11 protein-coding genes are annotated in these 11,895 nt (G+C 67.3%); 8 read left to right on the top strand and 3 right to left on the bottom strand.

Annotated elements, in window-relative coordinates:
• Nucleotides 1–3: 3 nt before the first annotated feature.
• From hemC to H7A12_10430, 3 genes are read right to left on the bottom strand one after another with little or no spacing between them, the layout of a single operon-like run.
• A complete protein-coding gene (gene hemC / locus H7A12_10440; protein MCP5321228.1) occupies nt 4–939 on the bottom strand; it encodes a hydroxymethylbilane synthase in 936 nt (311 codons plus the stop codon).
• A gap of 58 nt (nt 940–997) precedes the next feature.
• Nucleotides 998–1,726 carry a response regulator transcription factor gene (locus tag H7A12_10435; GenBank protein MCP5321227.1) on the bottom strand — a complete coding sequence of 243 codons (729 nt, stop codon included), beginning with the start codon at nt 1,724–1,726 and terminating at the stop codon, nt 998–1,000.
• Nucleotides 1,723–2,769: a sensor histidine kinase gene (locus H7A12_10430; GenBank protein MCP5321226.1), complete on the bottom strand. Its 1,047-nt coding sequence runs from the start codon at nt 2,767–2,769 to the stop codon at nt 1,723–1,725. The genes H7A12_10435 and H7A12_10430 overlap by 4 nt, the downstream gene beginning before the upstream one ends.
• A gap of 227 nt (nt 2,770–2,996) precedes the next feature.
• Between H7A12_10430 and argH the strand changes: the two genes are divergently transcribed.
• The 8 genes from argH (at nt 2,997) to H7A12_10390 (ending at nt 11,887) form a co-directional block, all read left to right on the top strand.
• Entirely contained in the window at nt 2,997–4,409 is a 1,413-nt protein-coding gene (gene argH, locus H7A12_10425; GenBank protein MCP5321225.1) for an argininosuccinate lyase, read from the top strand.
• A gap of 82 nt (nt 4,410–4,491) precedes the next feature.
• The gene (locus tag H7A12_10420; GenBank protein ID MCP5321224.1) at nt 4,492–7,266 is read left to right on the top strand and encodes a class I adenylate cyclase; all 2,775 of its coding nucleotides are present in this window, start codon (nt 4,492–4,494) and stop codon (nt 7,264–7,266) included.
• Nucleotides 7,267–7,286: 20 nt separating this feature from the next.
• Nucleotides 7,287–7,412 carry a lipoprotein gene (locus H7A12_10415; protein MCP5321223.1) on the top strand — a complete coding sequence of 42 codons (126 nt, stop codon included), beginning with the start codon at nt 7,287–7,289 and terminating at the stop codon, nt 7,410–7,412.
• The gene (gene lysA, locus H7A12_10410; protein MCP5321222.1) at nt 7,412–8,674 is read left to right on the top strand and encodes a diaminopimelate decarboxylase; all 1,263 of its coding nucleotides are present in this window, start codon (nt 7,412–7,414) and stop codon (nt 8,672–8,674) included. Before H7A12_10415 ends, lysA begins: the two co-directional genes overlap by 1 nt.
• Nucleotides 8,674–9,504 carry a diaminopimelate epimerase gene (gene dapF, locus H7A12_10405; protein MCP5321221.1) on the top strand — a complete coding sequence of 277 codons (831 nt, stop codon included), beginning with the start codon at nt 8,674–8,676 and terminating at the stop codon, nt 9,502–9,504. The genes lysA and dapF overlap by 1 nt, the downstream gene beginning before the upstream one ends.
• The gene (locus H7A12_10400) at nt 9,501–10,229 is read left to right on the top strand and encodes a DUF484 family protein (GenBank protein MCP5321220.1); all 729 of its coding nucleotides are present in this window, start codon (nt 9,501–9,503) and stop codon (nt 10,227–10,229) included. Before dapF ends, H7A12_10400 begins: the two co-directional genes overlap by 4 nt.
• Nucleotides 10,230–10,235: 6 nt before the next feature.
• On the top strand, nt 10,236–11,159 hold the full coding sequence (gene xerC / locus H7A12_10395; GenBank protein ID MCP5321219.1) for a tyrosine recombinase XerC: 924 nt from the start codon (nt 10,236–10,238) through the stop codon (nt 11,157–11,159).
• On the top strand, nt 11,156–11,887 hold the full coding sequence (locus H7A12_10390) for an HAD-IA family hydrolase (protein ID MCP5321218.1): 732 nt from the start codon (nt 11,156–11,158) through the stop codon (nt 11,885–11,887). The genes xerC and H7A12_10390 overlap by 4 nt, the downstream gene beginning before the upstream one ends.
• Nucleotides 11,888–11,895 lie beyond the last annotated feature (8 nt).

Genomic DNA, 11,895 nt, shown 5'->3' with positions numbered 1-11,895 from the left:
GTCTCAGGCCGAAGTCCACAATGCGTGCAGGATCGCGTCGGCACCGGCAGCGAGCAGACGCTTGGCGAGTTCAGTGCCCAGGCGCTCGGCGTCGGCGCGCGCACCTCGCATCTCGGCACGCACGATGTGCCTGCCATCGTCGCTGCCCACCAGCCCGCGCAGCCACAATGAACCGTCGACCTCGATCGTCGCATGCCCTGCGATCGGCACCTGGCAGCCGCCCTGCAGCGCGGCGTTCATCGCGCGCTCGGCGCGCACGCAATCGGCACAGTCGGCGTCATCGAGCGGGGCCAGCAGTGCCTGCAACGGCGCGTCGTCGGTGCGGATTTCCACGCCGATCGCTCCCTGGCCGACCGCAGGCAGCGAGGTGGCCGCAGGCAAGCGCATACGGATACGCTCACCCAGCCCAAGGCGCAGCAGTCCGGCGCTGGCGAGCACGATCGCGTCGTACTCGCCCTCGTCGAGCTTGCGCAGCCGCGTGTTCACGTTGCCGCGCAGGTCGAGGACCTGCAGGTCCGGGCGCAGTGCGCGCAACTGGCAGCGGCGACGCAGGCTCGATGTGCCGACCCGCGCTCCCGGCGGCAGCGCTTCGAGCGCGCTGACCGTGTTCGACACCAGCGCATCACGCGCATCCTCCCGGGGGAGGATCGCGCCGATGCCGAGCCCGGAAGGAAAATCCATCGGCACATCCTTCATCGAATGCACGGCCAGATCGGCCTGCCCCTCGAGCAGGGCGGTTTCGAGTTCCTTCACGAACAGGCCCTTGCCGCCGATTTTTGCAAGCGGCACGTCGAGGATGCGGTCACCCTGCGTCGACAGCGGCAGCAGTTCGACACGCAGCCCCGGATGCGTGGCGAGCAGGCGCGCCCGCACGTGCTCGGCCTGCCACAGCGCGAGCTGGCTCCTGCGGGTTGCGATACGGAGGATGCGATCGTTCATCATCGGGTCTGGTTGCGGCGGGCGGAGCGCCATGATACGGCACTCGCACCGGTGGCGCTCAGAGCATCGCCAGACGCGTACGCACCTCGGCGAGCAGGCGGCGGCTGATCTGCGGCTGAACCTCGACGCCCGCCAGCGCCACCATGTAGTCCCCTTCGGCACGGCGCACGATACCGGTGATGTGCCGGATCGCGACCAGTGCATTGCGGTGCACTCGCAGGAACGCGCCGGGAAACTCGCTCTCGATCTCGCGCAGGCTGTCGTCGAGCAGGGCACTGCTCCCCGCCAGCCACGCGGTGACGTACTTGTGATCGGCCACCAGGGCACGCACCTCGTCGACGGGAATCAGACGGGTGCTGCCGGCGGCATGGCTGCTCAGGAAACGGCGCTGCGCCGGCGTGGACTGTGTGAGTGCATCGAGCTGCACGCGCGTCATCACACGCGCCGCCGCCAGCGCTGCGGCAAGCTTCCCGCGCTGCACGGGCTTCAGCAGATACCCCGTGGCGCGGCGCTCGAACGCGGCGATTGCGTACTCGTCATACGCGGTACAGAAGATGATCGCCGGCGGGTGCGTGCCACCCATGATGTGGCGTGCCGCTTCGAGCCCGTCCATCCCCGGCATACGGATGTCGAGCAGGATCACGTCGGGATGTGCCGTATCGTTGATCGCGATCGCCTCGATGCCGTTGCGCGCCTCGAACACTTCGCTGCAGTCATCGCGTGCGGCAAGCAGCCGCTTCAGGCGTTCACGCGCCAGCGGCTCGTCATCGACCACCAGGATCTTCATTTGACCTGCTCCGCAGGAATCGTGAGCCTTGCGACGTAAGCGTCACCGACGCTGCCGGTGCCGAGGACAGCGCGCGCACCATAGATCGCCTGCAGCCGGTCGCGGATGTTCGCGAGCGCGATTCCGGCGCCGCCGCTGTGCGCGGGACCGTCCGCCGGCAGGGGATTCGCCACCTCGACGATCAGGCTGCCGGCGTGCTCGTGCAGCACGAATCGCACGCAACCGCCGTCGGCGAGCGGCTGGATGCCGTGATACACGGCATTCTCGAGCAGTGGCTGGATGCTGAGCGGCGGCACCTGCCATGCCGCCGACAGGGGTGCAATAGCACGCTCCACCACCAGCCGCGCGCCGAGCCGGAGCTGTTCGAGATGCAGATAGCGCTCGCAGAGATCGAGTTCCTCTGCCAGCGGCACGGTCGCGCTACCGTCGCGCAGGCTGGCGCGAAACAGCGCCGACAGATCCTCGACCGCGGTTTCCGCCGCATCCGGATCGAGCGGAATCAGGCTCGCGATGATGTTCATGCTGTTGAACAGGAAGTGCGGGCGGATGCGCGCCTGCAGCGCGACCACCCGTGCATCGAGTTCGGCGCGCTGCTGGCGCAGCAGTTCCCCCTGCAGGTGGAAGTAGCGCAGGAACATGCCGCCGAACAGCGTGGCGACCAGCAGATCACGCCCGAGCCACCACGGATCGGGCGCCTGCGTCGCGCCGAAACGCAGCACCCCGAGCAGTGCCTGCGCGGCCACATTCGAGGCCGCACAGACCACGACCACGAGCGCGTAGGCAAACGCTGCTCCGGCCACCAGAGGCCAGCGGCCAATGCGTTCGCGCAGCAGACAGAGCAGGGCCGCACTCGCGAGCATGTTCCACAGGATATACACGGCGGCACGTCCGAACCGCACCCCGTCGAAGCCGAGCAGGCCCTCGGCATACAGTTCGAAGTTCAACGCCAGCAGAACGCTGATCAACAGCAGCACCAGTACCGCCGTCGGCGCGCACAGGTCCGGGATCAGAAAGCTTCGTGCGGAAGACGACGGCAGGTTCATGCAGCGTGGTTCCGATGCCGCGAAAAGGCCTGGTTCGAGTGTAGCAAAGCGGGTTGACGAGGCCTTCGTACCGGCAGGACGCCGTCAATGCATCCCTGCTCGCTCGGGAGCCGTATCCCTGCGGCACCCGAGCGCCGATGCGAAGGCCTCGCCACGCGCCTCGTGATGTGTTGCGACACTCTCTATAATCGCGCGCCACCGCAGCGATCACGGACCCGGACATCACCATGGAAAAACCACAGACATCCACGCTCTGGGGAGGACGCTTCAGCGAGTCGACCGACGCCTTCGTGCAGCGATTCACCGCCTCGGTGCAGTTCGATCGCCGCCTGGCGCTGCACGATATCCGCGGCTCGCTGGCGCATGCCGCGATGCTCGCACGCGCAGGACTGCTCACCGGCGACGAGCACGCCGCAATTGTCGCCGGACTCGGCGATATTCGCCGGGAAATCGAGGAAGACCGCTTCGCGTGGAGCGTCGAGCTCGAGGACGTGCACATGAACATCGAGGCACGCCTGACCGAGCGCATCGGTCTTGCGGGCAAGAAACTCCATACCGGACGCTCGCGCAACGACCAGGTCGCAACCGATGTACGGCTGTACCTGCGCGATGCGATCGATACGATCGCCGGCGAGCTGACGCGCCTGCAGCGCGCGCTGGCCACGCTCGCCGCGCGCGAGGCTGCGACGATCATGCCCGGATTCACCCACCTGCAGACCGCGCAACCGGTGACGTTCGGCCACCATATGCTGGCGTGGAACGAGATGCTCGAACGCGATCACGGCCGCCTCATGGACTGCCGCAAGCGCCTCGACGTCTCACCGCTCGGCAGCGCCGCACTGGCGGGAACCAGCTACCCGATCGACCGTATGTTCACGGCCGCCGAGCTCGGCTTTTCGGCGCCGGCGCGCAACAGCCTGGACGCGGTATCCGATCGGGACTTCGCGATCGAGTTCTGTGCCTTCGCGGCGCTGCTGATGACGCACCTGTCGCGCTTCAGCGAGGAACTGGTGCTGTGGACCTCGGCGCAGTTCGGTTTCGTGAATCTGCCGGATCGCTTCTGCACCGGGTCGTCGATCATGCCGCAGAAGAAGAACCCGGACGTCCCCGAACTGGTGCGCGGCAAGAGCGGGCGCGTTGCCGGACACCTGATGAGCCTGCTGATGCTGATGAAATCGCAACCGCTGGCGTACAACAAGGACAACCAGGAAGACAAGGAGCCGCTGTTCGACAGCATCGACACGGTGCGCGATGCACTGCACGCCTTCGCCGACATGATGCCGGCGCTGACGGTGAACGCCGCAGCGATGCGCGAGGCCGCCCGCCGCGGCTTCGCCACCGCGACCGATCTCGCGGACTACCTGGTGCGCAAGGGCATGGCGTTTCGCGACGCACACGAGGTGGTCGGCAAGGCGGTGGCGGCGGGAAGCGCAAGCGGCACCGACCTCGCCGAGATGCCGCTGCAAACGCTGCAGGGGTTCAGTCCGACGATCGGGCCCGATGTGTTCGAGGTGCTCAGCCTCGAGGGTTCGGTGACCGCGCGCGACCATATCGGCGGTACGGCCCCGCGGCGGGTCGCGGCGGCGGCTGCGGACGCGCTGGCGCGCATCGAGGCACGGGCGGCACCCGGAAGCGCCTGAATCGCTCGCTATACTTGACGGCATGCCAGCGCAGGCCGTACCAGAATCCGCTGATCCCGGCGTCGACCGCAGGCAACTGCGGGTGCTCAGGACGCGCTTTCGCGCGATTTCTGCGGCTCGGCTCGAACGGGTGCGCACCATGCTGCCACCACGGCATCGCCAGTTCCTCGACCTGTTGCCGCTGCTGCTGCACCTGAACCACCCGGCGCTGCCCGGCTACGTATCGCAAGGCACACCCTGCGGCATCAGCGGCTGGTCACCGCCGGCAGCCACGCTCGCACGTGCCACCCGCCTCGCGCGCAGCTTCGCGCCACAGCGGCGTCCCGCAGCAGAGGCGCGCATCCACGCGGTCTACCTGATGGGCAGCCCGGGTACGCTCGGTCACTCCGATCGCAGCGACCTCGACATCTGGGTCTGCTACCCGCACGACCTCGAATCCCACGCGCTGGCACTGCTCGCACGCAAGACCACCCTGCTGCACGAATGGGCCGCCACGCTCGGGCTCGAGGCCCACCTGTTCCTGATGAACGGTGAGAAGTACCGCAGCGGGGATCGCGAACCGCTGACCGGCGAGAACTGTGGCACTACGCAGCACCATCTGCTGCTCGATGAGTTCTATCGCACCGGCATCCTGCTGGCCGGCCGCATGCCGACGTGGTGGCTGGTACCGCCGGAGCATGAACAGGACCATGAGGCGTGGTGCACCGAACTGCTGCGCAAGCGCCACCTGCGCGCCACCGACGTGGTCGATTTCGGCGGAGTGGCCGGACTGTCGGCCGGCGAGTTCCTGAGCGCCGGCATCTGGCAGCTCTACAAGGCGATCGACTCACCGTACAAGTCGCTGCTGAAGCTGCTGCTGTTCGAGGTCTACGCCAGCGAACTGCCCAGGGTGAACAGCCTCAGCGCCGACAGCAAGCGCGCCGTCTGCGCCGGGGTGACCGACATCGACGAACTCGACCCCTACCTGATGATCTACCGCCGCATCGAGCACTATCTGCGCGCGCAGGCCCAGGAAGCCCGGCTCGAAATCGTCCGCAGGTGCCTGTACTACAAGGTCGGCAAGAAACTCTCGATGCCACCGCGCGACGGCAAGGGTTCGTGGCAGCGACGGCTGATGGAGCGCCTGGTCGACGATTGGGGCTGGGACAGCGGGAAGCTTGGCGTGCTCGACGCACGCCGCCGCTGGAACATCCTCGAGGTCGAGGCCGAACGGCACGAACTGGTGCGCGAACTGCGCACGAGCTACCGCTTTCTCGCGGATTTCACCCGCCGCGAAGGCAGCACCAACACCGCGGATGTGCACGAACTCGCCGTGCTTGGCCGGCGCCTGTACGCAGCCTACGAGCGCAGGTCCGGCAAGATCGACACGGTCAATCCCGGTCATGCGATCGACGTGACCGAACGCGAGGTCATGATCCGCGCCACGCACAGCGATACCGATGAAGCGCCGCGCTGGCGCATCCTGCGCGGCGCAGACACCGGAGCCGCAGTGCTGCGTGAAGGCAATTGTCTCAGCGAACTGCTTGGCTGGTGCGTCGCCAACGGCGTGATCGGTGAACGCACGCGCGTCGCGCTGCACTCCCACGCGGCAGGTCTGCGCGAAGGCGAGGTGCGGGCGATGCTGCGCGAGCTGCGCCGCTTCATGGCCACCGACCCCGCCGCTGGTGCGGCAGAACAGGCCTTCGGCCAGGGTGCACTGGTCACGGCCCGGCTGGTGTTCGTCAATGTCGGTCGGGATCCCTTGCAGCAGGCACGCAAGGCAGGCGTGCAGCGCGTCAGCAGCCGTACCGATTCGCTGGGCTACAGCGCGCTGCGCGAAAACCTGGTGCTGAATCTGGAGACCGTTGCACGCACCAGTTGGGGCGAACTGGTGTGCGCACGCCATGACGGTGTCGAGGGACTGCTGCGCTGTCTCGGCGAACATCTGCAATCCGGCGCCAACGGCAGCTCGCCGCAACTGCTGGTTCGCTGTTTCTGTCCCAGTCGTGCCCAGGCGATCAGCGCGCGTCTTACCGAACTGTTCGCGGACCTGAGCCGGCATTTCCAGCACGAACGCCGCGATGCTGCGCGCTACGTGCTCGAGATCGGCGACCACCTGCATCTGCTGGGTTTTCGCAAGGGTGCGAGCCGCGCCCAAAGCACCGACGGCATCACCGGCCTTTATCGCCTGCTTGCCGAGCCACAGCCGCAATGGAGTCCGATCGCAGTGGATCGCCACGCGCTGGCGCGCACGGCATTGCGGGCGATCGTCGCGCAGGCATACCCGTGGCGCTGCTGCGTGTTCCTGGAAACACTGGCAGAGACATTCGTGATGACGATCAGCGACGAACACGGCTCGCTGTGGCGCGCCGAATATGCACTCGAGCACGAAGCGGCAGTGGTCGCTGCCATGGCGCTGTTCCTCGATGCGGTACGCAGCCGCCAGGGTGGCAACGCGGCGCCGAGTACGGTAACGGCGTGGTTTCGCATCGTGCGACCGGCCGGCGCCGAGTACCAGACGCACGCGATGCCGCCACCGGCCCGGCAGGCAGCGCCCTGCATCCCGGTGCAGGCCGTGGCAACCGGCAAGGGCGAGCACACACGGTTCACGCTGCACTGCGCAGGCGACACCTTTGCCGACTGTGACCCGGACGCAGACCTGCCGGAGCGGCTGCTCGCGCGGCTGCGACCCCGCGGTACGGGAACGGCACCCCCGGTCTGCGTGACCGACGTCGATCTCGGGCACGCGATGCGCGCCGATGCGCCCACCGCGCACTACCTGCACGCACGCACACGCATCGAGCAGTCGCTGACGGCCGGCCTCGGGTACACGAGCAGCCGCACGCCCGATGCCATCAGGGACGACGCGCGGCTATAATCGCCGCTCCCTCACATCAGGTGCACGACGTGCGACCGTTCCTCATCTGCCTGTGGTTCGCCACGGTCATGCTCGCCGGCTGTGGCCAGAAGGGCCCGCTGTTCCTTCCACCCGAGACACCGCCCGCTCAGGCCGAAACGCCATGATGGAGGCGTTCCGCCATCGCGACGGCGCACTGTTCGCCGAGGACGTGTCACTCGAGACCATTGCCGCACGTTTCGGCACGCCCACGTACGTCTACTCGCGAGCAGCGATCGAGGCACGCTTCGATGCATTCGAAGCGGCGCTTGCGGGGGCGCATGCGCATCTCGTCTGCTACGCGGTCAAGGCCAATTCGAATCTGGCGGTGCTGAACGTGCTCGCACGCCGTGGCGCCGGCTTCGACATCGTCTCGGGCGGCGAGCTGCGGCGCGTGCTGCTGGCGGGCGGCGACCCACGGCGCATCGTGTTTTCCGGTGTCGCCAAGTCACACGAAGACATCGCGGCCGCGCTGGCAGCAGACATCCTGTGCTTCAACGTCGAGTCGGCACCGGAACTCGCGCGCCTGCAGGAAATCGCCGCCGCAGCGGGCCGGCAGGCCTCGATCTCGATCCGCGTGAATCCGGACGTCGACGCGCAGAGCCACCCCTACATCTCGACCGGATTGCGCGAGAACAAGTTCGGTGTGACCATCGACACCGCGCGCAGGCTGTACGCACATGCCGCCACGCTGGCGAATATCCGCATCGTCGGCATCGACTGCCATATCGGCTCGCAACTCACCTCGCTGGCTCCGTTCGTCGATGCACTCGATCGCATCCTGGTACTGGTCGACGAACTCGCGCGCGACGGCATCGAGCTCAACCACGTCGACGTCGGTGGCGGCCTCGGCGTGGTCTACCGCGACGAGCAGCCGCCGACCCCGCAGGGATACGCGACCGCATTGCTGGAACGCTTCGGCCAGCGGCGCCTCACGCTGATCACCGAACCGGGGCGGGCCATCGTGGCGCGTGCCGGTATCCTGCTCACGCGCGTCGAATACCTGAAGCACAGCGACGAGCGCCGCTTCGCGATCGTCGATGCCGGCATGAACGACCTGATCCGCCCTTCGCTCTATGGCGCCTGGATGGGAATCGAGGTCGTACACCAGCGCAACGACATCGAAGCCGCCTGTTACGACGTGGTCGGGCCGGTCTGCGAATCCGGCGATTTTCTCGGCAAGCAGCGCGAGCTCGCGCTGAGCGGCAGCGAGCTGCTCGCGGTGAGCGGAGCCGGTGCCTATTCGTTTGCGATGAGTTCGAACTACAACAGCCGGCCACGTGCCGCCGAAGTCATGGTCGACGGTGCAGACGCCTTTCTGGTACGCGCACGCGAGAGCTTCGACGACCTGGTGCGGGGCGAACAGTTGCTACCTGCGGATCGCTGCTGATGCTGCTGCGGTTCACGAAGATGCACGGGCTCGGCAACGACTTCGTCGTGCTCGACCTGATCACCCAGTCCCTGCAGCTCGATTCCAGCCTGATCCGCCTGCTTGCCGATCGCCGCCGGGGGATAGGCTGCGAGCAGGTACTGGTGGTCGAGCCGCCAGGAAGTCCCGACATGGATTTCCGCTATCGCGTCTTCGATCACGGCGGCAGCGAAGTGCGCGAAGGCAGCAACGGCGCTCGCTGTATCGCCCGCTTCATTCGTGATCACCGGCTGAGCGCGAAGCGCAGGCTGCGGCTCGAGACCCTCGCAGGTCCGCTCAGCGTGGCCGCCGGCAAGGGCAGTCTGGTCACGGTGTCGCTGGGCGTACCACGCCTCGAGCCACAAGAAATACCATTCAGGGCTGTGCAACGAGCTGCCAGCTATACTCTCGAGGCTTGCGGTCGACGGGTGCAGATCGGTGCGGTGGCAGTGGGTACGCCGCACGCGGTGTTGCCGGTGGATGACGTGAACGACGTACCGGTGGAGACTCTCGCTCCTGCGCTGGAGTCACACCCGGACTTCCCCGAGCGCACCAGTGTCGGCTTCATGCAGGTGCTGGATCGCGACGAGATCCGGTTGCGCGTCTTCCAGCGCGGTGCCGGCGAGATCCAGGCCTGCGACGACGGCGCCGGTGCGGCAGTAGTGGCGGGACGGCTGCGCGGGGTGCTCGGCGAGCAGGTACGCGTGAATCTTCCCGGCGGGTTTCTGCGCGTCGAATGGCGCGGCGAAGGCGAGGCCCTGCTGGTGACCGGTCCGACAACGACGGTATTCGAGGGGCAGATAACAGTATGAAAGAAGAAACAGTCGCAACGCTTCGCCTGCGCGCAGTGGAGCCAGCAGACAACGACGCCGGACCCGATGCGCAGACGGTGCTGGAGTACCTGACGCGCAACCCCGATTTCCTGCTGCGCCACGAGACACTGCTCGCCGAGATCGAACTGCCGCACCGGGCAGGCACCGCGGTATCGCTGGTCGAGCGACAGGTCAAGCTGCTGCGTGAGCGCAACATCGAGTCGCGGCAGCGGCTGACACGTCTGCTGGAAACCGCACATCAGAACGATCAGCTTTTCGACAAGACGCGGCAGTTGATCCTCATGCTGCTCGAAGCCGATTCGCTGGAACGGCTGACCCAGACGCTCGTGCTGGGCTTGCGTCGCGAATTCGACATCGAACACGTGCGCCTGTTGCTGATCGAGGATGCCGGCACGTGCTGGCCCGACAGCGCCGAGCGCATGCGGCGCGACGACGCGGAGGCCGCACTCGGCGGCATGCTGCACCAGGCGCGTCCGGTGGCGGGGCCGTTGCGGCCAGCGGCACGCGAACTGCTGTTCGGCAGCCAGGCCACTGAGGTCGCGTCTGCGCTGGTGGTCACGATAGCCAAGGCACGCCCACTGGCCGTGCTCGCGCTCGGCTCCAGCGACGTCCGGCGCTTTCACGGCGAGATGGGCACGCTGTTCGCGGAATTCGTCGGCGACGTGCTGCAGCGGCTGCTGCCGCACTGGCGTCGCGAAGACTGAATCGCGGTGCGCGGCGAACTCGCGCACGACGTCGGACGCTGGCTCGCCGACCTCGAAGCGACACGGCGCGCGTCGGCACACACCCTGGCGGCCTATCGCCACGACCTGCAACTGCTCGCGCAAGTGCTGGCAAAGGACGGGATCGTCCGTACTGCAGTGGTGGATACTGCCGCAATTCGTCACGCAGTGAGCGCGCTGCATCGCCGGGGCCTCGGTGGTCGCAGCCTGCAGCGCTTCCTTTCCGCCTGCCGGGGCTTCTTCGGATACTGCATCGAACGCGGTGAGCTGGCCGCAAACCCGGCGCTCGGCATCGCGGCACCGCGCGCACCACGACGACTGCCGACCGCGCTGGACGTCGACCAGGCCGCACTTCTGCTCGACCCGCAGCCGCAGGGCTGGGAGCAGGTTCGCGATCACGCGATCATGGAACTGTTCTACAGCTCGGGGCTGCGTCTTGCCGAACTGTGCGGACTCGACTGCGCCGATCTGGACCTGCCGGGTGCGCTGGTCACGGTGACAGGCAAGGGGGGGCGCACACGGACCGTGCCGGTAGGACGGCTCGCCTCGGGTGCGCTTCGCGCCTGGATCGCCGCACGTGCCACATGCAACCACGCTTCGCACAGCCCGGCACTGTTCATCACACGACGTGGCACGCGGATCGGTGTGCGTGCGGTGCAGAAGCGGCTCGAAAGGCACGCACGCGAACGCCAGCTCGGACAGCGTCTGCACCCGCACATGCTGCGTCACTCGTTTGCCACGCATCTGCTCGAATCGAGCGGCGATCTGCGCTCGGTGCAGGAGATGCTGGGACACGCGAACCTCGCGACCACGCAGGTCTACACCCACCTCGATTTCCAGCACCTCGCGAGGGTTTACGACGCAGCGCATCCGCGCGCCGGGCGCAAGAACCGCGGGAGCCCGACGTCATGAGCACTGCCGGAGTGCGGTCCGGACGCCGCTTCGCACTGATCACCTTCGACCTCGACGATACGCTCTGGAGCGTACAGCCGGTATTGCTGCGCGCCGAGCAACGGGTCGAGGCATGGATGCACGAGCACTGTCCCGACGTCGCGCTACGCTTCGATCGCAGCGCACTGATGCAACTGCGGGTGCAGACACATCGCGAGCGACCGGAACTGCGCCACAGCGTCAGCGCATTGCGTATCGAGGCGATGCGCCGTGCATTGCTCGACACTGGCTACGGCCAGGCCGAGGCCGCCCGCCTCGCGCAGGCGGCGTTCGATGTGTTCATGCACTGGCGACACGCCGTGGAACCGTTCGGCGCAGTCGACACGGTTCTCGGCACGCTGGCGCGCGAGCATGTGCTGGGCGCGCTGACCAACGGCAACGCCGACGTGTTCCGCATTGCGATCGGACGACACTTCCGGTTCGCGTTCACGGCCGACGACGTCGGCACATGCAAACCGGCACCGGCGCACTTCCAGGCTGCACTGAATGCAGCCGGCGTGACCGCAGAGCGTGCGCTGCACGTCGGTGATCACGGCGAACACGATGTGGGCGGTGCGCGTGCCGCCGGGATGACCGCCGTCTGGTTCAATCCCGCGGGCAAGCCATGGGAAAGCGCCGTTCCGCCACACGCGGAACTGCGCGACTTTGCAGACCTGCCGGCACTGATCGAGACGCTGGAGCGCGCCTGAGGCGCGCG

Source organism: Pseudomonadales bacterium (assembly GCA_024234165.1).
In the GTDB taxonomy this organism is placed as follows: domain Bacteria; phylum Pseudomonadota; class Gammaproteobacteria; order Pseudomonadales; family UBA5518; genus UBA5518.
Note: the sequence above shows the minus strand (reverse complement) of the source record. Positions and strands in the feature narration are given on the sequence as shown.

Bases quoted from the DNA above. Each gene is read 5' to 3' on its own strand.
- H7A12_10435 (MCP5321227.1), bottom strand. From the start codon at position 1,726: ATGAAGATCCTGGTGGTCGATGACGAGCCGCTGGCGCGTGAACGCCTG.
- H7A12_10390 (MCP5321218.1), top strand. From the start codon at position 11,156: ATGAGCACTGCCGGAGTGCGGTCCGGACGCCGCTTCGCACTGATCACC.
- lysA (MCP5321222.1), top strand. From the start codon at position 7,412: ATGGAGGCGTTCCGCCATCGCGACGGCGCACTGTTCGCCGAGGACGTG.
- dapF (MCP5321221.1), top strand. From the start codon at position 8,674: ATGCTGCTGCGGTTCACGAAGATGCACGGGCTCGGCAACGACTTCGTC.
- argH (MCP5321225.1), top strand. From the start codon at position 2,997: ATGGAAAAACCACAGACATCCACGCTCTGGGGAGGACGCTTCAGCGAG.
- H7A12_10400 (MCP5321220.1), top strand. From the start codon at position 9,501: ATGAAAGAAGAAACAGTCGCAACGCTTCGCCTGCGCGCAGTGGAGCCA.
- H7A12_10430 (MCP5321226.1), bottom strand. From the start codon at position 2,769: ATGAACCTGCCGTCGTCTTCCGCACGAAGCTTTCTGATCCCGGACCTG.
- hemC (MCP5321228.1), bottom strand. From the start codon at position 939: ATGAACGATCGCATCCTCCGTATCGCAACCCGCAGGAGCCAGCTCGCG.